General features: G+C 42.4%; 17 protein-coding genes. 10 read left to right on the top strand and 7 right to left on the bottom strand.

Annotated elements, in window-relative coordinates; genetic code table 11:
• The 3 genes from C8N29_RS01980 (at position 1) to C8N29_RS01970 (ending at position 4,534) form a co-directional block, all read left to right on the top strand.
• On the top strand, positions 1-2,091 hold the full coding sequence (locus tag C8N29_RS01980; protein ID WP_107864339.1) for an ATP-binding cassette domain-containing protein: 2,091 nt from the start codon (positions 1-3) through the stop codon (positions 2,089-2,091).
• A 19-nt stretch (positions 2,092-2,110) separates the two neighbouring features.
• The gene (locus tag C8N29_RS01975; RefSeq protein WP_107864338.1) at positions 2,111-3,280 is read left to right on the top strand and encodes a beta-barrel domain-containing protein; all 1,170 of its coding nucleotides are present in this window, start codon (positions 2,111-2,113) and stop codon (positions 3,278-3,280) included.
• Positions 3,281-3,553: 273 nt separating this feature from the next.
• Positions 3,554-4,534, top strand: a complete 981-nt coding sequence (locus tag C8N29_RS01970; RefSeq protein ID WP_107864337.1) for a hypothetical protein — start codon at positions 3,554-3,556, stop codon at positions 4,532-4,534.
• Positions 4,535-4,598: 64 nt separating this feature from the next.
• On the opposite strand, the gene C8N29_RS01965 is transcribed toward C8N29_RS01970, so the two are convergent.
• From C8N29_RS01965 to C8N29_RS01945, 5 genes are all read right to left on the bottom strand, one after another.
• The gene (locus C8N29_RS01965) at positions 4,599-5,336 is read right to left on the bottom strand and encodes a hypothetical protein (protein WP_107864336.1); all 738 of its coding nucleotides are present in this window, start codon (positions 5,334-5,336) and stop codon (positions 4,599-4,601) included.
• 2 nt (positions 5,337-5,338) lie between these two features.
• Positions 5,339-6,109, bottom strand: a complete 771-nt coding sequence (locus C8N29_RS01960; RefSeq protein WP_107864335.1) for a hypothetical protein — start codon at positions 6,107-6,109, stop codon at positions 5,339-5,341.
• Positions 6,110-6,262: 153 nt separating this feature from the next.
• On the bottom strand, positions 6,263-7,957 hold the full coding sequence (locus C8N29_RS01955; RefSeq protein WP_107864334.1) for a hypothetical protein: 1,695 nt from the start codon (positions 7,955-7,957) through the stop codon (positions 6,263-6,265).
• Positions 7,958-8,055: 98 nt separating this feature from the next.
• The gene (locus tag C8N29_RS01950) at positions 8,056-10,506 is read right to left on the bottom strand and encodes a hypothetical protein (RefSeq protein ID WP_107864333.1); all 2,451 of its coding nucleotides are present in this window, start codon (positions 10,504-10,506) and stop codon (positions 8,056-8,058) included.
• A 398-nt stretch (positions 10,507-10,904) separates the two neighbouring features.
• Positions 10,905-11,966 carry an AI-2E family transporter gene (locus C8N29_RS01945; RefSeq protein WP_107864332.1) on the bottom strand — a complete coding sequence of 354 codons (1,062 nt, stop codon included), beginning with the start codon at positions 11,964-11,966 and terminating at the stop codon, positions 10,905-10,907.
• Positions 11,967-12,605: 639 nt separating this feature from the next.
• Between C8N29_RS01945 and C8N29_RS01940 the strand changes: the two genes are divergently transcribed.
• Positions 12,606-12,965: a roadblock/LC7 domain-containing protein gene (locus C8N29_RS01940; RefSeq protein ID WP_107864331.1), complete on the top strand. Its 360-nt coding sequence runs from the start codon at positions 12,606-12,608 to the stop codon at positions 12,963-12,965.
• A gap of 120 nt (positions 12,966-13,085) precedes the next feature.
• Here the strand turns inward: C8N29_RS01940 and C8N29_RS01935 are convergent, their stop codons facing one another.
• Together C8N29_RS01935 and C8N29_RS01930 are read right to left on the bottom strand one after the other, a co-directional pair.
• Positions 13,086-13,298, bottom strand: a complete 213-nt coding sequence (locus C8N29_RS01935; RefSeq protein WP_107864330.1) for a ribbon-helix-helix protein, CopG family — start codon at positions 13,296-13,298, stop codon at positions 13,086-13,088.
• Between the two features lie 149 nt (positions 13,299-13,447).
• Positions 13,448-14,314, bottom strand: a complete 867-nt coding sequence (locus C8N29_RS01930; protein ID WP_107864329.1) for a LysR family transcriptional regulator — start codon at positions 14,312-14,314, stop codon at positions 13,448-13,450.
• Between the two features lie 102 nt (positions 14,315-14,416).
• Between C8N29_RS01930 and C8N29_RS01925 the strand changes: the two genes are divergently transcribed.
• The 6 genes from C8N29_RS01925 to C8N29_RS01900 all read left to right on the top strand — a co-directional run bounded on the left by C8N29_RS01925 (position 14,417) and on the right by C8N29_RS01900 (position 18,815).
• Entirely contained in the window at positions 14,417-15,319 is a 903-nt protein-coding gene (locus C8N29_RS01925) for a DMT family transporter (RefSeq protein ID WP_107864328.1), read from the top strand.
• The gene (locus tag C8N29_RS01920) at positions 15,319-16,089 is read left to right on the top strand and encodes an alpha/beta fold hydrolase (protein ID WP_107864327.1); all 771 of its coding nucleotides are present in this window, start codon (positions 15,319-15,321) and stop codon (positions 16,087-16,089) included. Before C8N29_RS01925 ends, C8N29_RS01920 begins: the two co-directional genes overlap by 1 nt.
• 615 nt (positions 16,090-16,704) lie before the next feature.
• Positions 16,705-16,947, top strand: coding sequence for a type II toxin-antitoxin system Phd/YefM family antitoxin (locus C8N29_RS01915; RefSeq protein ID WP_107864326.1), 243 nt, complete (start codon positions 16,705-16,707; stop codon positions 16,945-16,947).
• Positions 16,947-17,354 (top strand): type II toxin-antitoxin system VapC family toxin, encoded by a 408-nt coding sequence (locus C8N29_RS01910; RefSeq protein WP_107864325.1) that lies wholly within the window; start codon positions 16,947-16,949, stop codon positions 17,352-17,354. Before C8N29_RS01915 ends, C8N29_RS01910 begins: the two co-directional genes overlap by 1 nt.
• Positions 17,355-17,675: 321 nt before the next feature.
• Positions 17,676-18,224 (top strand): hypothetical protein, encoded by a 549-nt coding sequence (locus tag C8N29_RS01905; RefSeq protein WP_107864324.1) that lies wholly within the window; start codon positions 17,676-17,678, stop codon positions 18,222-18,224.
• 21 nt (positions 18,225-18,245) lie between these two features.
• On the top strand, positions 18,246-18,815 hold the full coding sequence (locus tag C8N29_RS01900; RefSeq protein WP_107864323.1) for a BLUF domain-containing protein: 570 nt from the start codon (positions 18,246-18,248) through the stop codon (positions 18,813-18,815).
• Positions 18,816-18,826: the final 11 nt, after the last annotated feature.

Below are 18,826 nucleotides of genomic sequence, written 5' to 3'. Positions count from 1 at the left end.
ATGAATGATAAACAAAATGCGACTTGGGCCGTGAATACGGTCGCACGTATTCAAGGACAAGCGATTGATAATGTGCGTTTACAGCATGCCAGTCACTATTGTGCCGAGCAACAAGGGCTGGCGCAGGTCACTGCCTTATGTAAAACCTTAGACCTGAAAGGCATGCGCGTATTGAATCAGCCTGACCCTACCTGTTTACCTGCGGTCGCGGTATTACATAATGGTGAATTTGGGCTGTTGATGGCCAAACAGCCCAATGGTCTATGGCTGGTACAACAATCGACAGGGCAACTGGTGTTAGCCGATAACGCATTTAGCCATCTGGTTTATTTAGAACCCCTTGTGACTGATGAACCCCCACTAAGTACCCTGAGTTTTAGTCACCAGTTAAAACTCGCGCTAAAACCCTATCATCCCGTCATTGCCGAAGGGGTGATTGCCACCTTGTTGATTGGTTTTTTGACTTTAGCCAGCTCTTTGTTTTCGATGCAGGTTTATGACAGAGTGATTCCCACTCACAATATAGATACCCTGATTGTGCTCAGTACAGGGGTTTTATTGGTGATTGGGTTGGAGTTGATTCTCAAATTTAGTCGCTCTAAATTGATGGACCAAATGGTCATTGGCATTGACAATCGTTTATCTAAACACATTTATGAACGCTTATTATCGGTACGTTTAGACCAGTTGCCCAACTCGGTTGGCTCTTTAGCCTCTCAACTGCGCGGCTATGAACAAATTCGCAATTTTTATACGGCAAGCACCCTGTTTGGTTTGGCCGACTTACCTGTCGCACTTTTATTTTTGTTAATTGTCGCCTCGATTGGCTCTGTGACCTTAGCCAGCGTCCCATTGGTTGTGGCCTTAATTTGTTTGGCGCTGGGCTTTTTTGCACGACAAAAAGTCAATTTACTGGCAAAACAGAGTGCCGAATGGACGAACAAAAAAACAGGCTTATTGGTAGAAACGGTCGAAGGCATTGAAACCATTAAATCAGGTGCAGGTGGCTTCAAATTTTTATCGCGCTGGTTAGAAGTCACCCGACAAACGGTGCGTAATGATTTAGATATGCGTCACGCCAGTGAAAATATCAATTATTTATCCGCTACGCTTCAACAAGTCAGTTATGCCGTGATGGTCATTGTTGGCGCCTATGAAGTCACACAAAATCAAATTACGATGGGAGGACTGATTGCCTGTAGTATTTTGGGTGGCCGCATTTTAACCCCCATTATGGCTATTCCTAATTTAATGATTCAACAGGCACATGCTTCGGCTGCCCAAAAAGGTTTAGACGGTTTATATGCCTTAAAACAAGATAATCAAGACATTAATCGTCCCTTAACGCCCTCACAACTGCATGGCCACTATCGTTTTGAAGGGGCTAAATTTGCCTATGGCAAAGGGCCAGTAGCACTACAAATTGACCGTTTAGAGATTCGTGCAGGTGAGCATATTGGCATTTTAGGCCCGATTGGCTCAGGTAAATCCACGTTATTACGGCTATTGGCAGGTCTTTATCACCCCTCAGAAGGCCATATTTTTCTTGATAATCTGGATGTTAATCACATTAGCCCTGCCAGTTTGAGTCAACACATCGCGTATTTACAGCAAGACCATCGGCTATTTGAGGGCACACTGCGCGAAAATTTATTGATAGGTTTAGCTGACCCAGGTGATGATGTGTTACAAGCTGTACTCAGCAAAACAGGCTTACAACAAGTGGTGGCTGGTCATCCGCAAGGCTTGGAGCTCAAAATTAGCGAAGGCGGTAAAGGGCTATCGGGCGGCCAAAAACAACTGGTTGCCTTTACCCGCTTATTATTGTCGGGTGCAAAAATTCTCTTATTAGATGAACCGACCGCATCTATGGACGAACAGCAAGAGCGTCGTTGTTTAGCCGTATTAGCCGAGTTATGCAAAGAACAACAAATTACCTTGATTATTGTCACCCATAAAGTGTCGATGTTACCGTTAGTCGAACGATTGATGATTGTCGCCAATCATCAACTGGTCTTAGATGGTTCTAAACAAGCCGTACTGCAACAACTTGCAGGCACACCTGCTGCGGCATCTAGCCCTTCTGCTTAATATAGGAAGTCCATCCGCCATGAATTTAGACCCCATTTTTGCAGATGTCGCTCCACAACGTGCACGTTGGACGCTGTGGCTCAGTCTCTGTGTTGTTGTGATTTTAGTCGGCTGGGCAAGTGTCGCGCGCATAGACCAAGTGACCCGTGTCCAAGGGCAAATGATTGCCACAGCGCGTACACAAGAAGTCCAAAGTCCCGATGGCGGGCGTATCACGCAACTTTTAGTCAAAGAGGGCGACCAAGTTAAAAAGGGGCAACTATTAGCTGTGTTAGAAAAAGAACGTGCCCTTGCTGCGCTGGACGATAGCCAACATAAAATTGCTGCTCTACGCATTAGCCTCAACCGTATGCATGCAGAAATGTCAGGGCAAGCCTTAGTGTTTGATAAAGAGTTATTGCCCTATCGTGAATTTATTGATAATCAAACCGAACTTTACCAACACCGCCGTCAATCGGTAGAGATGGACATTGCTGCGCTGAAAAAGATGCGTCGCTTGGCACAAGAAGAATTGACACTCAACGAACCATTATTAGCACAAGGGGATGTGAGTCGTGTCGATATTATCCGCCTCCAACGCCAAGTCGCTGATTTAGATGCACAAATATTGAGTCGCCAAAATCGTTATTTGCAAGAAACACAAACTCAAATGACAGAAACGCAAGAAAAACTCAGCTCCGAACAAGAACAATTACGCGACCGTAGCCAAGTCTTAGAACATACCGATATGACTAGCCCCGTCAACGGGATGGTGAAAAATATTCGTATGCACACCATTGGTGGCGTGATTAAAGGCGGCGAAACCCTGATTGAAATTTTACCCACCGATGTAGACCAAGTGACTGAAGTCAAAGTCAGCCCTGCCGATATTGCGTCGGTTAAATTAGGGCAACATGCCAGCGTCAAACTTGATGCATATGACTACACGATTTTTGGCTCATTACAAGGGACGGTCAGTTATATCAGCCCTGATACCTTAGTCGAAGAAACACGGAATGGCCCCATGCCCTTTTATCGGGTGCATGTGCGTATTGATTTACACTCTCCCCGCGAAGGGCGTAATAAAGACATACAGATTGTGCCTGGTATGACCGCCATGGTCGAAATTAAGTCTCAAGACCGTACCGTGTTGTCATATCTCACCAAACCGATTACCAAAACCTTAAATCAGTCGTTGGGAGAGCGTTAATCTGAATGATATGACAGTCACGTTTATACTTTTTGCAGATTACAAGGCAAATATCGCACTGAGTTGCACACTATATTTGTCGTTAGCCTATTTGTCGAAAAAATCAAGCTAATATTTGTTTTAGCGATGTACTTTCTTCCTAACTAATTTATGCCATATATTATATGGCCGCTAGACCTTTGCCGACTATGAGGGTCTAACGTCAATCTCGTAGACGAACTCAACTTATCATGTTAGTTCGAACTCAATATAACAAGGACTAGGAAGAAAGTTATGCACAAAATCACATCACTCATGTTGGGCATCTGTTTAACGATACAAGCCGAATCTGGCTTCTCTGCTGAGAATACAACCACTGACTTAACTCAACTCAAAAAACAACTGAGCTTAACCGAGCAGCAACTAGAAAAAGAAAAAGCAGCTCTTGAGCTCCTGCAAAAAGAACTCAACAAACAAAAGGAACAAGCAAAAGAGGATAAAGCCAAGGCAGATACTGCATTGGCTACTAGCCAACAAGAGACAGAAAAAGTTAAAACCAAAGCCAATCAATATCTAACGACACTCGGAAAAATAGCCGTCGCGGAACAAACCAGAAAGGATGTCTGCAATCACAAATTACGCAAACGTATTCACTTTGACGGTCATGGTGGTGACTTGGAAACACCTGGTTTTTTTGATGTAGGGGCAGGTTATTTTCAAATTCATGATGTTGATGGTCAAGGACACGACTCTAATGGTTTAATGATTGCCTTAAAAGCCTATCCTTTACGCAGACATTATTCCGTACTTTCATCTGATACAACCATTAAAAATTTCTCTGATACGCTAGAAACTAATCAAAATAAATCTGACGAAGGCTCTAATCCCAATTCCAAAGAGAGTACTGCTCCTAACACGACGCAATCTCAAGCAGAAAAAATCGCTAGCCTAAAGACAGCATTAACTGCCTATGAAACAGAAGCTAAAAAGGTTTATGCTGTTTGCTATCCTGACAGTCCAGTTCGACAAGCCTTTAGTCGCGTTTATGTCTATTTAGGCGAAAGTATTAGTGAAAGTGGTGATGCCAATATCAGTGGTTCAATTCGCTCGGTGGGTTTAGGCTGGGATGTTACGCCAGAGTTATCATTAGCCGCAGGTTACGCCATTTATAAAACCGAACTAAATTCGGTCACAGACAGTCATGAGGGCTTGGTGATGAGTGTACAACTTAACCTAGCCGCATTCAGCTTATTACGTAACGTCGTCACGCCTTAAGTCCTACGTTTTCCCATAAGTTATCTTTCTTCTATTGAGGGTGAGGTGTACCTCACCCTCACATTCAGTCTTTATGGTGCGTTTCATCCCACTTCTTTTGCCTATCCTCATTAATAAAATCAGGAAACCATTTCACACGTGGAAAAAATAGCACTCTGACTAAGGCCACTAACATCCATAAATAACATGCACTAAACACAAAACCGCACCACCACGTCACATACTCAAAATGGGGAGACACATATTTAATGCCCCACCAAGAAATCACATCGGTCAAAGAAGCGGCTAGGCCCAAGGGAAATATCCATTGATAGATTTTTAAGCGATTAAAGTGTAAGGAAAAAGGGATACCAATAATAAAAAAACTGGTGGTAAAACCAAATAAATGCGCATGAGTGAACGCAATTAACTTACCAATCCCCATCTGTTGAAAGTAGGCTTCGGCACTGCCATGTAAGCCCATTTGATAGTGCGCCTCTAAGCCACCAAAACAAAATGCAATCCCAAACAAAATCACGGCCATACCAATACCGCGTTGAGCCGCGACGGGCAAGTCGTGTAAATCAAAACGCATATCGGTTTCTTTGAAAGGGATTAACCACTTGACCAATAAACAGAAACTAAAAAAGAAGGCAAGTAAGACAACAGGCGCACCATACAACAGCCAATCAGGTTTGGGCTCTGGTGTGTGTACTAAGGCGGCCTCAGGAATAGGCTGGTCACTAAAAAAATGGATATCAGGCTCTGCCCCCCATGCCCAAGCACTGATAAAACACAAGGCTATTGCCATTAAACGCCACATACTTAGGCTCCTTTAAGGCGTACATACAATAAAACGCCTGCATTTTTGACCGCCTGCGTAATGGCAGCATCAAGGTCTTTGCTACTTGGTGCGGGGACACTTTGTGCAGCCATACCGACAAATTTTCCATAAACACTACTGGATTTAGCAGCAGGCACTTCGGTGGCATTCATCACTTTGATTTGGGTGATTTTGAGTTGTTTGTCGGTTGCCATTAACAAAAAGAAGGTTTTACCTTGATATTGGGCAGGAAAGATTAAGGCTGTTCCCGCAGGACGTTGATTTTCAACAGGAATATAAATCGTATTTTCATCAGCCATACTGAGGCTTGCACCCATCGTTTTGGCCGTGGCAATATCCGTAGCAGTTAAAACAGCATCTTTAGGCAACCAAGCACGAATAGTCGGAAACAAGGCTTGGACTTCTTTAGGAATTAAACTGGCTAAATCTAACCAATTACCTGTTTTAGCAGGTGTAGAATTTTTATCCGCAGGATTGGCTTTAGCTTGTGCCTCTAGGCTGTTGACTATGCCATCACCATCGCTATCTAAACTAGCCATTTTGCCAAATGCGGCCAAGGTTTTGCCGTTATCCTTAAAGGTTTTACCATAGTTGTTTAATGGTGTACCGCCACCTTCGGTATGGCAGGCATGACATGAGGGCATATACCCATATTGTTGCTTATAATAACGCGCAAAAACGGGCATGGCGTGAGCTGGCATCAGGTGAGTGATACCCCAAAGTGATAATAAAATTAATGAACTAACACGCATTATGATTTTCCTGCCATCTCAACCAAAAATCCTCTGCCTCCATATAAGGGAGGCTTAGGGAGGGGTAGCATCTCCCTTTCCTGAGTAAGGAGAGGGTCGGGGTGAGGTCAACCCCTTCCCAACCTCCCCCTAATTTAAGCGGGAGGCGTGGTTCTAAAAATCAAATAAACTGGGTACGGTATCACGCATTTGTTGGCGCGTTTTTTCATCAGCTTGTTTTAACTTGTGATACTGTATGGAATCTCGCGGCGGCATCAATTTACTGGCTTTATCGCTGCCTTCATATCTCGCCCAATCTAAGGCATCACGAATTTCTTTTTTCGCTTGAATGTTGGCTAATACGTCTTCTTCGGTTGCCCCTGCCATAAAATTCAGACGTTGCGCAGGATTGCCCCGATGACAAGCAAAACAATAGTCGGCAAAGGCTTGTAACTCAGGTTTATGTTTAATCACCAATGGCGGTACACCCGACACCACAGGCGGCGACATTTCTGTGGTATTGAGACAACAATAATCGCGGTTTTTTGCCAGCAATACTTGCATCATCGCCACGCGTGAAAATGGTTTGGCGGCAAATACGGTGTCTGGCAACTGCGAAATTTTGACCAATAAGGGCGCTAAATGGCCACCATTGGCCTGTAATAAGGTAGTGATATCCGCTTGACTAAAAAAGCTGGCTAAACCATACACACCGTCTATGTCTTGTGCCGTTAAAACTTGTTTGGGTGTGCGCAGCGTCAGTGGGTCTAGCTCTTTGCGTAAGGGGGGTAGCTTTTCAAAGGCGCTTAAATCTTCGTTATCTTTTGCACCTTCGCCAAATTGAATATCGCGGGTTACTAAAGAGCGTAACCAACCTTTGATGCCTTGTTTGTCGCCAATAGGGTCACGGTTTAACAGGTCAGACTCAGGTACGGGAATACCGTCTTTTGGAAAGTGTTTGGCCTGTAATTGTTTTAAGGTCTGTGCATCGGTACTGTTGGCATCAAAGCCGCCCGCATTATCGGCATATTGGAGTGCAAGCCTTAACATTTGCCGACGACATTGACTACCGTCTGCACCACAGCCATCTAACCATAACCGTTGTGTTACCTGATAAAAATTACCAATATCGGTCAGTTGGTCAAAGCGTTCAGAATGGGCTAAGGGTTGCTGTAAAGCAACAGACTGATAGGCTTGTTGACTCTTGCGTGCAACGGCAATCGCAGCGGCTGTACTTTGTTGGCCATTCGTTTCATTCCAAGGCCGTTGCGAAAAAATCGGTGTTCCTCCTTGATGGCAAGTGGTACAAATCGCACGTCGCGCATAAACAATTCTTGGCACACAGCCTTCACAATAATTTTGCACTAATTGAAATTCAAAACGTCCTGCTTTTTCGTTATAACTCAATACTTCAATTTCATTAGCATTTTCAACAAAGCCCAAAAATAATTGTCCACGCGTCGTTAAGCCCAACCCTGCGGGCGCGTTATGGCCGTCAAAATCTGCCGCAACCACTATACGCGGATGTGCATCATCAGCTTGGCCTTTTAATAAGGAGCGGCCATGGGGAATCAATAAACTAATAGGTTCTAGCCCTTCGGGATGTTGCTGTTTGAGTAATTGAATCAGTTGGCTAAAGGGATAGGGCAAGCCATTATTTTGAGCCATCAGATGGTCAAATAAAGAGCGCGTACCGTCAGGCGGCAGGTCAGTGTCGGGAATTAATTGGCTTGATAGACTGAGCTGTTTAACTGGCGTTTGTTTGGCTAAATCACTAATGGGTGGCGTACTTGGGGTATTCAACAGGGTCAGTGCCGTTATGATTGCCAGACCGAGCAAACAGGCGATGCCAAGTATTATTTTTTTCATAGTGGCTCTAAATAAAAAACATCCTCTCCCCTTCATGTAGAGAAGAATCTGGGTGAGCTTGATTTACTCACCCAGACCCTACAGGACGAGGCACTTATTTACATCAACTTTAAGAACTCTCGTAAGGCATATTTATCTTCGGGAGATAAATCGACACCAAACTGATGGCCTTTGTTTTCAACCAAATCATCACACTTCATAAATAACGGACTGTGTGGGTTTGAGGACAAGGCATGAGCCACAGGTGTCCCTTTTTTGAAGGTAATCAGCTGTGGGCCTTGCGCATCTTCTCGACCACTGGTTTTTACGTCTTCGGTAAAGGTAGTGATTTTTTCTGGACGGTGTGGCGTCACGTTTGGATTGTCCGAGGTCATCAACTCTTCATACGCCATTTCAAATTGTTTGATACGGCCACTGAGCGTATAGTCGGGCGAGCCATCAGGCAAGAAGGTGACTTCACCAATCGCATTATTATGTAAGAAAGGCGCAGTTGCCCATACCGATAATAAGGAGATATTACGCAAATACCCTGCCCCACCCTCAATTTTACGCTCACCCAAACTTAGACCACCAATTAAAGGCAAGACACGGTTAAACACTTGTTTGACACTGCCCGGTGATGGTGAGTTTTGATAGGTTTCCGACGCAAACTCTTCCCAAATATGGCCTTTGTTGTGGTTATCATGCAAGGCACGGCACATATTCGTACCGACAATATTAAACGGCGTACGCTCGTCATTACCCAACCAATCTTGGCCAAACACGCCTTTTTCGGCAAACTGCTTAGGACGTAACACCCCACTACCATCTTTGGCTAAATATTTACTGATAAAATTGGGGTCTAGGCGTTTAGCATCACTAAACTCATGCTGCCAATAGTCTTCTTTACCAAACACATGGCCTTCATAAAACTTGGCTAAGGCATTTTTGTCGGCACGAATATTCGCAGGTGCAAATTTAGAGCTATGACAACTGGCGCACTCTTGAGCAAAGACATCGTGTCCACGCGGCACTACTTTGAGGTCAATGTATTGTTTACCCAACGTATTATCCTTATCACGCGCCGCCATCAAATAAGTGGGCCCGCCTGTAATTAAGAAAGCGGCAAGGTCATCCATTTTGCTATCGGCATAATTCCATGCGTCACACTGATTCGCACATTGCATAATGCGCATCGGGCTTTGTTTGGTTCCACGACCAAAAAATTGACCTGGATAGGGGAAATTAGGTGTCCAGCATTCTTCGGTACACATCCCAATATTCACATACACACGAATGAGAGCCAGATGCTCACCCACAGAATCCTCGCCACCTTTTAAGACATGACGGGTCATGGCTTTTTTGACTTCACCTGTCACAGGGTCACGCATGACATGCTCAAATAAACGCTTATTATGGAAGTCCATAATATTGTTTTGTGTGCCTGGATTATGTTGCCAATCAGAAGCCACCAACGAGGTGTCGATAGTCCCTAAACGACCCGCCAATACCGCTTGGTTAGCTAAATGATTACTAGGTGCGCCTTGGAAGAAGGCCATCGGTTGACGAATATGCTGATTGCCAATGGTTGCGCTTAAGTTTTCCCATTTAGGTTGATTAGGATTATCAGGTGGATTGGTAGGGTCAAAACCAACGTGACATTGCACACAAGGGTGGCCAATCACATAACGCTTATTTTCTTTGATTTCTGTCTCAGAATAAGGTGCTGTTTGCGGGTCATAAACGACTTTGCCCGCACCATCTTTGATAGGGTCAGCATAATATTTACGATAACCTAAAACGCCCGACGAATGTGGGTCTTGGCATTTGTCATACCAATTGGTGGAGGCATCGCCCTGTACACAATCGGGGTCATTAATTAAGCCCCATTTGGTAAAGCGTTGTGAACGTGTACGGGTATCTAACCACGGATAATACATATTTTCTTTGCCAACCACGCGCGATTGCAGCAACATGTTTTCATCTTGGTTACCAAACGTGCCTTTGAACCACACATCACGGCCACGACGCACTTGGTCACGCATTGCTTGTGCTTTTGCAGGGTCAGCAACGTCAGTAAATAAGCCCATAATATAACGGCAGCTTTCGGCATCATAACCTGTGGGTTGTGGCTTATCACAGCTAGGCGGAATGTACTGTGGAATGGGTTGATATGTCCACGTCACAGGCCCTCCGCGTTTGTGGGTATCGGGCGATGTGCCTGCATCCCAGACTTTACGTGCAGCTAAGGTGTCATAGAAATGGTCTTTGAACCATTGTTCGCGTTTTTTCCAATAGGGTGTGCCTTGGTAAACCCCCGTTGTTAACTTACGCTCAGCTAAATCGGATAAAGAGACACTACGATTCGTTGAGCGGTATGGCTCATTCGAGACAGGTACGCTGCCCGTTGGCATGTCATAAGGTGTCAACGCAGGTACGGTAGGAATGGGAATATTCTCTGGTACGGGCGGAATAGGTGGAGGTGGTGGTGGAAGGGTTGCAAAATGCACAACGACCGACGCAACCCCAATGGTCGAAATCGCTGCTAAACCCCAAATACGTTTTTTCATGTTGGCTCCTAAACTGAGCAATTTTGCAGCAGTTTAACGAGAATATTCGTCAGAAACAACTGGTGCAAAAGCTCTAATTTTTGTTTTGTTTTCAATGAATTATCATTATTTTTTTAGAGTAATTACTCTGTTTTTTAGGTGCGAATATCAAGTCATGTATTAGGGTATGTATGGCCAATACTTGCTGATTATCCGCATGATTAGCAACTTATCATACCCAGACAGCAGCAATATCTTTATTCGTCTAAGCTCCACGCGGCCATGACCAATGCAAGTGCCAGATGTACAGCGGCTATGGCGTATGTAATAACATTTATACAGGCGAAGGCCAATATGTATTTATCGTTTTTAGCCGAAGTTTTATTGCGCTGTTGATTGAAGTTGCGGACACATAAGGTTTAGTCTTCAGCCGTTGGTTTATCATCCAACCATTGTTGCCAAATAGCCAGCAAAATGGCCAAAATCACGGGCCCCAAAAACAAACCTACCATACCAAACGCACTTAATCCGCCCAAAACCCCAAACATCACCAACAAAAAAGGAATTTGCGTCGCACTGGAAATCACTAATGGTCGAATGACATTATCAATAGAACTCACAACCAATGCACCCCATAAAGCCAAACCAATACCCGCAACATGCTGACCACTCATCATCAACCATAAGGCAATACTTCCCCACGCAAAGGGAGTTCCAAAGGGAATCATCGCAATCATGGCCGTTAAAGCGGCTAAAAAAACAGGACTCTCTAAACCCGCAACGGCATAACCCACACCCGCCAAAAAACCTTGTGCCAACGCTGTTAATACAATGCCATACACAACAGCCCGTGTTGTGTCGCCAATCGCCTGAATATAACGGTGTACACGTTCACCAATTAAGACCTGCAAAGCGCGTTGTACTTGGGCAACGATTTTTTCACCGTCACGATAAAAAAAGAACAAAATAAACAACACCATCATCAACTTAGCCACATTTTTACCAATGCTGCCTGCCACTTGTGCGGCGGCACCAAAGCCTTTTTGAAACCAAATTTGTATTTGCGCTTTGAACGACTCTGGGTTAGCTAAAAGATTATCTAAAAAGGCTTGTAACTCTTTCGCAAACGGCCATGTTTTTAACCATGTGGGTAGCTGAAATGAGCCTTGCCCTATTTTGCTCGCAATAAGGTCATAAACCAGTGCTGCCTCGTGACGCAAGGTAAAAATAGCGACTAAGAGCGGTACAACAATCAATAACGTCAGGGCAAAGCTCATCAGTCCTGCCACTGTATTTGGATGATACGGAAAACGTCGTTGTAAGCGTGCATAAGCTGGCCATGTGACATAGGCCAAAATCCCTGCCCACGCCACAGGAATCATAAATATGGCAAGGACTTGATAGGCTAAAACAAACAGAATAATCAGAATAATCGCCAACAATGCGCGGTGCAATCCTTTGGTTGCCAAGGTTTCCATCATCTCTCTTAAGCCCTTTTAAGTATTAAAATATGGTCTTTATCCCTACCGTGTGCCTAAGTGGTCGTCAAGCCTTATTGTTTAGTATTTTGTGAAGCAGTTGGCCAAACACATTTTATTACAAATACTTATACACATATTATGATAATAAAATGTTATTCATAGTCTAACAAAAAATACATTAAAGATTATTTTAGTAGCATTTAATGTTGCCTTAATAATGATGATGAAATAATAGAACACCGACAAAAAGAACATCTAACGAAGGATTGTCGCCATGAAACCGTACACACACCATACAGATTATTTGTCTATCACACGCGTGATACTTCCCCTAGCGCTTGGTGGCCGACAGCGTTCTTAACAACGCATTAACAATCAACGACATCACGAACAGGTGATTATTTTGGCTTTTGCATCGGCATGAGCTTAGGCTCAAGTCATGTCTGAATTTCAGGTGTTAGCGGATTGAGTGCTAAACACTTGAAGGTGGTTAGACCTAGTTTTTGAACTATTTGTATAGACAACAAACAAATAAACCAAAGCTAAGGTCTTGTTTAAGAAAGAAAATTGACTATATACACTCAAACAAACAAGGTATTATGGTCGGATTTTGTAAATCTAATAATTGAGGATAATATTATGGCTAAATTCTCTATTGACCCTTTGTCATCTATTGATGGTTTTGTGGCAGGTGCTTTAGTAGATTCTGACAGTGGTCTAGCGATGGCTAAAGCAGGTGGCGGCGGGATTGATTTAGACCTCGCTGCGGCAGGTAATGCCGAAGTGGTACGCTCTAAACGTCGCGTGGCCAGTGCGTTAGGCCTAAATGACGACATTGAAGATATTTTGATTAGTTTAGGCAAAGCCTATCACTTAATTCGCCCCTTAGAGTCTAACAAAAATTTATTTATTTATGTGGTGCTAGACCGTAAACGCTCTAATTTGGCAATGGCTCGTCACGAACTGAAAGTCTTTGAAAAGTCCTTAGATTTTTCTTAATTGTTTGCTTTAGGGCTTAGTTTGGCGCTGATTAACAGCCTGCACCGCTGTTAATTTGCCACTAAGTCCTCCCTGCTCAGGGGATATCTTGGTGCATTTAGCTATTGATTATTCAACACCTTAGTCATCATTTCCCTCATCATATTTAGCATCATCAGGCCGTGCTAATTTGGCTTGTGTGGCATATTTCACACCGTGTTTTTCTAAATACTCCCGAATCAACTGGCGGACTACCTGCGAAGGCGTCAAATCTTGCGCCAAACAGAGTTTTTCAAAGGCTTCTTTTTTGACGGGGTCTACCAAAATCGTCAAACGTGCAGTTTTATTTTCCATAAAATGTTATGCGCTCTAGGTGGATTAAGGCTTGGGATGGTATGCAAAACCGCTCGAAAATACCAGTGCTTTCCACATAAAGCCTTACTCTTTATATTGGTATTTTGCATGATTAGACTTTTTAAAAACGATGACTGCCTATAAAACAACTACAAGACTTGCTGACATACCTCGATGATAAAATCACGCATGGCCATGACCCTAGAACTGGCTTTTAAGTCGCGATGATAAGATAACCATAGCTCTTGCCGAGTATCTATATCAATAGTCGTTGCTTTGACTAATCGACTATCAGCATCCCCGATAAAATTGGGTAATAATGCCGCCACCATACCACTACACGCCGCTTGATAATGCGTTTGCATAGTATTACTGCGTAATAATGGCGGTTGTTGGCCAAATAACGCCTGTAACCAATTGACCATTGGTAGTCTAAACCATGCGCCATCCCATGACACATGCGCCAGTTTTTGCCAATCATTACCCACGGCAGCTAAGGATTGCGGCGTACAATACAGTTCAAAATAAAAACTAGCCACATATTGCACAATATGGTCAGGCTCGTGTTCATCTTGAGCAGGATTAAAAATACGCAAGGCCAAATCCGCTTCTCTACGCGCTAAATTGGCCAAATTTCTATTTACCAATAATTCTACTTGTAGTTGTGGATAACGTGCGGCAAACAGATGTAAGTTTGGCACTAACAAAAAATGGGCGATAGACTCAACGGTGGTTAATTTAACCACGCCTGTGAGTTGTTGTAAGGCATCACTTTGCCGCTCCACCGCTTGCATCGAACGTTCAACTTCGCTGACACGCTCTAACAACATTGACCCTGCATCGGTTAATAAATAACCGCGCTGACTACGCAAAAACAAGCGCACCCCCAATGTCGCTTCCATCGCATCAATATGACGAGACACCGTTGACGGACTGGTGGTTAAACTATGAGCAGCAGGTGTGAGACCGCCTAATCGAGCCACCGCCAAAAAATATTTTAGATTATTCCAGTCCATCTTATTTTCCAAAAATAGAAAATTATTTCCTAAATACTACTATATTTTTCGATAATCAGAAAAATATACAATCCATCCATCGTCACCCTTTGGAATATCATCATGCTGTCAAAAAGCCTGTGGCTAAAATTAGGTTTGACCTCTTTTTTTTGGGCAGCGATGTTTTATTTAGGTCAATATGCAGTTCGTTTTTTATCGGCAGAATCGGTGAGTGCATGGCGTTTTCTGTTGGGCGCAATGGTGGTTATTCCATTGGTCAAATCCACTCAAGGCATTGATATAAAAGGTATAAAACAACATTTTATCCCGTTACTTATCATGGCCATTGTGGGTATTGGGGGCTTTAATTTGGCCTTATTTCATGGCTTGCAACACACCTCTGCTATGAATGGCGCATTAATTATGGCGTTATGTCCTGTCATTATTAGTCTGTTTGGCGTGTTGTTTGGGGAGTCTTTTAGCTTTCGACAAATGTTAGGATTGTTGTTTGGTTTAGCTGGGGTAGTGATTGTTATTACTCAGGGCAATTTAGCCAATTTAAGTGCCTTTGCTATGCAAAAAGGTGATTTATTGGTGTTATTGGCTGCTGTTTGTTGGGCGTTATATTCAACTATCCCTAAACGATTTATTAAGAATTTAGACTCCTTACAAGTCACAGTTGCCACTGTGACCATGAGTAGTATTTTATTGAGTGTTTATGCCCAATCTAGTCAAGGCGATTTATTACGCGCTGTTCCCTTTTCTGCGGTGGCTGCCATTGGCTTAATGGGTTTGTTTGGCTCAGGCTTAGCTTATATTTGGTGGAATGATGCGGTGCGTAGTGTCGGGGCAAATACCGTATCTATTTTTATGAACCTAGTACCAATTTATACAGCCTTAATGAGTGTCATGTTAGGGCAAAATTTAACCGTGGTGCATATCCTAGGTACAGTTTTTGTGTTGATTGGCGTGAGCTTAAATACAGCAAAAACGTCCAAACCTTTAGCCCTAAATGAGGTGAAATAATGTGGTATTTTGTTGAAAAAGGCCAAGGCCGCCCCTTAGTGTTGTTGCATGGTATTGGTATGTCGCATCAAGCATGGCAACCTGTCATGGACGTATTGGCAGCGCATCGTCGTGTCATTGCCTTTGATGTAGCAGGTTTTGGCCGTAGTCCTCTATTGGCAAATGGTACAGCACCCACCATGGTTAATTTGGCCATACAACTTGGCAACGTATTAAAAGAATTAGCCATTAACGAACCTGTCGATATTGCTGGTAATTCAATGGGTGGCTGGATAGCTTTAGAGGCCGCACGTTTAGGCTTGGCGCGTTCGGTGGTGGCTATTTCGCCTGCGGGTCTATGGCAAACACGCCCTTTACACGCCAAATATGTATTTTTTGGTTTACGGCGGATGGCACATTTATTTCCTTCATTAACCAAACACAGTCTAAAAATTGGCTTATTACGCGAATTAATGATGGCCGTACCGTTATCGATAGGCGGTCGGCACATTCCTGCCGAGACAGCTTTGGCACTAACGATGGATTTTGTGACTGCCGAAGGGTTTGAACAAACCTTTGCTCATACCACACGTTTTGTCAATGGCCAAGATATTCAATGTCCCGTTACCATCGCGTTTGGTACACATGACTGGTTATTAACCAAAGATTGCCGCCAAACACAAGAATTACCCAAACATTTTCGTTGGTTAGAGCCTCAAGGTTGGGGACACGTCCCGATGTGGAAAGACCCTCAAGGCGTGGCCGAATTGATTTTACAAGGCAGTGCTTAATTAAAAGTAGCATAAGATGGGTTGATGCACGAAGGCCATCATCTTGGGTAATTTCGTAAAAATCGAACTCACGTCAGCCACCAAAGTCACTTCACTACTTAACGACTAGGGGCTGTTGACGTTTTGATTGTGGTTGCGAATGAGACTATTGTTTAGAGGATACGCGGCGTGAATCACGTGATTTGGTTATTCCAAATAAACGTTGAACAACAACGTAGCCTCAAAAAATAGTTCTTTCCCTTTGGGTTGCGTTAAAAATTGACTCATTCTGCGTGACAAAACTTGCCAATAGAACGACTATTAACTCCGTTTTGTGCCTTGCCTGAGTCCATTTTTATCACCAACGCGGCTCACACGCAAAATGTCAGCAGACCCTAAGGTATAGACTTTGGTGCTTTATATCCAATTTGATATACGTTAATCGGATATCCGCTTCATACAATGACAGATACAACTGAGTGTCAGAGCGTATTAACACGCTTGTACTAAATTAACTTTAGACGAGAGGCGTAATAGCAAGAAACATATAAGTTTTATAAATATATGTTTTTATGCACTACCCTAATCTTTAACCATGCTAATGTGGCAACATTGCTACATTAGCAGGGTGCAATTATGTTAATAATCAGTAGTCGAGAATTTAATCAAGACCTCGGTCGTGCCAAAAAATCCAGTCTGAGTTCACCCGTCGTGATTACGGAGCGAGGCAAACCGACCCACGTTTTATTAAGTTACGATGATTATCAACACATGCTTACCCAACAGCCTAAAATTACTGATTTATTAGCCTTAGAAGCCGATATAGCGTTTGAGCCAAGCAAAACCTTGATGACGTTAAAAACGGTGGATTTAGATTAATGTTATTACTTGATATTCATGTTATTTCTGAGTTACGCAAAGTAAATACAGGTAAAGCGGATATTCATTTTGCCCATTGGTCTAAGCAATTAATTATTAGTCAACTTTATATTTCTTCAATCACGATAATGGAGTTAGAAATAGGTATTTTACAAAAATCTAGACATGATATTCAGCAAGGTAAAATGCTGAGACATTGGTTTGAACAACAAGTATTACCTTCTTTTAACGGTAGAATTATTGCTATTGATACCTCAATCGCTTTAGCTTGCGCTCGATTACACATTCCAGACCAACGCGCTGAACGTGATGCCTTAATTGCAGCCACTGCCTTAACACTAGTTACACGCAACGTTAAAGATTTTGTTGCTACAGGTGTAGTGATGATTAATCCTTGGGAGGGTTAAAAAATGACTTCATAAACAACACATCACCATATCTTACTTTAGACAGACCATAGACTTTCCTTACTTATAAAACATCCTCATTTTGTATCGTACATTTCTGTACGGTAGTGTGTAAAAGCAACGTGGTAAGTCTATGTAATCTTTGCGTATCAATGGCTATAAGGTCTTCATCACGTCAAACTTATGCACTACTTTTTGTACAAATCGTCAATTTTTAAGGATTTTTTGTCTAATTAACTACAATAAAATAAAACAACAAAGCTTCAATTAAAAAAGAAAAATCGTCAAATCGTCAGCATCAAATATCACAAGGGGATAATTATGTCTGAAGTCATATTAAGAACTGAAAAAGGTACTGGATTTATTAAAAATCCTAGCAACTTTAATAATCAACTTTCACGAAAACATCGCGTTTTATTAATGGCTATAGATAATAAAACTCCTAAGCATATCTATTTATCAATGCTAAAATCTAGTTTTGGCAATACCGAGCAAATGCTCATAGAATTAGCAGAAATGGGATTAATAGAATATTGCCCAGATAGTAAGAATATAGTTAGCCCAGAACTGAAAACTACAAATAATAATATTGTTGAATCTCAACAATCTACAAATATTAATTACTTAAGTTTTGATATAAAAAATATCACTTTTCAAGCCGAAAAACTCAAAGAATGTATTCGTTTGATGAGTGATTTTGTTGCAGACAATTTTCCAGAGTCTGCTTTTGACATTTTAATTGAATTAGAAAAAATTGACACTATAGAAGGTTTACTCAAAATACTACCCGACTATCAATCAGCAATCATTCATAAAAAAAATGAATCGTTGATACATTTAGCCCAAATACAATACGTCCTTAATAACTAAATATCACTTGGAGAACACATTATGCTTGTACGTCTTATTTATGTGAGTACTGCTCACGAAAAAATAGAGAAAGATGAGTTTAGAAAAATTTTGGATGCTGCCAATCGTCTTAACTCACAAAAAGGCTTAACAGGCATGTTGGCATTTAATGGGAATTATTTTTTACAGGCTTTAGAAGGTGATCGAGAAGAGGTAAACAGACTCTATAATAAGTTAAATTTGGATGAGCGGCATCATAACTTAGCGGTGTTAAAGTTTGAGGAAATTCAGCATCGCCAATGGTCAAGTTGGTCTATGGGATTCGCAGCAGCAAAAACAGAAAATAAATTACTTTTTTTAAAATATTCTGCTGGTAATATTTTTAACCCCTATACTATGTCTGGTGATGGTGCAGAAAAATTATTGCTTGAACTCACCGATAATATGATTGCTTTAACTCAACCTACGCCTATATCCCAACCCATCATATCGGAGAGTCAAATTATTACCCAACCTGTCGTACAATTACCAACGACTGAACAAATGATTGCATCAGCAACATTAGATAATAAACCGAGTAGTAATATCTTCTCGCGCTTATTTAAGGGATAGTAAAAATAACA

Origin of the sequence: Agitococcus lubricus, assembly GCF_003051055.1 — a bacterium.
GTDB classification, from domain to species: Bacteria; Pseudomonadota; Gammaproteobacteria; order Pseudomonadales; family Moraxellaceae; genus Agitococcus; species Agitococcus lubricus.
The sequence above is the reverse complement of the archived record's forward strand: the minus strand, read 5'-3'. Positions and strand labels throughout refer to the sequence as shown.

Bases quoted from the DNA above. Each gene is read 5' to 3' on its own strand.
- C8N29_RS01930 (WP_107864329.1), bottom strand. From the start codon at position 14,314: ATGGACTGGAATAATCTAAAATATTTTTTGGCGGTGGCTCGATTAGGC.
- C8N29_RS01950 (WP_107864333.1), bottom strand. From the start codon at position 10,506: ATGAAAAAACGTATTTGGGGTTTAGCAGCGATTTCGACCATTGGGGTT.
- C8N29_RS01975 (WP_107864338.1), top strand. From the start codon at position 2,111: ATGAATTTAGACCCCATTTTTGCAGATGTCGCTCCACAACGTGCACGT.
- C8N29_RS01955 (WP_107864334.1), bottom strand. From the start codon at position 7,957: ATGAAAAAAATAATACTTGGCATCGCCTGTTTGCTCGGTCTGGCAATC.
- C8N29_RS01980 (WP_107864339.1), top strand. From the start codon at position 1: ATGAATGATAAACAAAATGCGACTTGGGCCGTGAATACGGTCGCACGT.
- C8N29_RS01945 (WP_107864332.1), bottom strand. From the start codon at position 11,966: ATGATGGAAACCTTGGCAACCAAAGGATTGCACCGCGCATTGTTGGCG.
- C8N29_RS01940 (WP_107864331.1), top strand. From the start codon at position 12,606: ATGGCTAAATTCTCTATTGACCCTTTGTCATCTATTGATGGTTTTGTG.
- C8N29_RS01965 (WP_107864336.1), bottom strand. From the start codon at position 5,336: ATGTGGCGTTTAATGGCAATAGCCTTGTGTTTTATCAGTGCTTGGGCA.
- C8N29_RS01910 (WP_107864325.1), top strand. From the start codon at position 16,947: ATGTTATTACTTGATATTCATGTTATTTCTGAGTTACGCAAAGTAAAT.
- C8N29_RS01925 (WP_107864328.1), top strand. From the start codon at position 14,417: ATGCTGTCAAAAAGCCTGTGGCTAAAATTAGGTTTGACCTCTTTTTTT.
- C8N29_RS01960 (WP_107864335.1), bottom strand. From the start codon at position 6,109: ATGCGTGTTAGTTCATTAATTTTATTATCACTTTGGGGTATCACTCAC.
- C8N29_RS01905 (WP_107864324.1), top strand. From the start codon at position 17,676: ATGTCTGAAGTCATATTAAGAACTGAAAAAGGTACTGGATTTATTAAA.
- C8N29_RS01935 (WP_107864330.1), bottom strand. From the start codon at position 13,298: ATGGAAAATAAAACTGCACGTTTGACGATTTTGGTAGACCCCGTCAAA.
- C8N29_RS01900 (WP_107864323.1), top strand. From the start codon at position 18,246: ATGCTTGTACGTCTTATTTATGTGAGTACTGCTCACGAAAAAATAGAG.
- C8N29_RS01920 (WP_107864327.1), top strand. From the start codon at position 15,319: ATGTGGTATTTTGTTGAAAAAGGCCAAGGCCGCCCCTTAGTGTTGTTG.
- C8N29_RS01915 (WP_107864326.1), top strand. From the start codon at position 16,705: ATGTTAATAATCAGTAGTCGAGAATTTAATCAAGACCTCGGTCGTGCC.
- C8N29_RS01970 (WP_107864337.1), top strand. From the start codon at position 3,554: ATGCACAAAATCACATCACTCATGTTGGGCATCTGTTTAACGATACAA.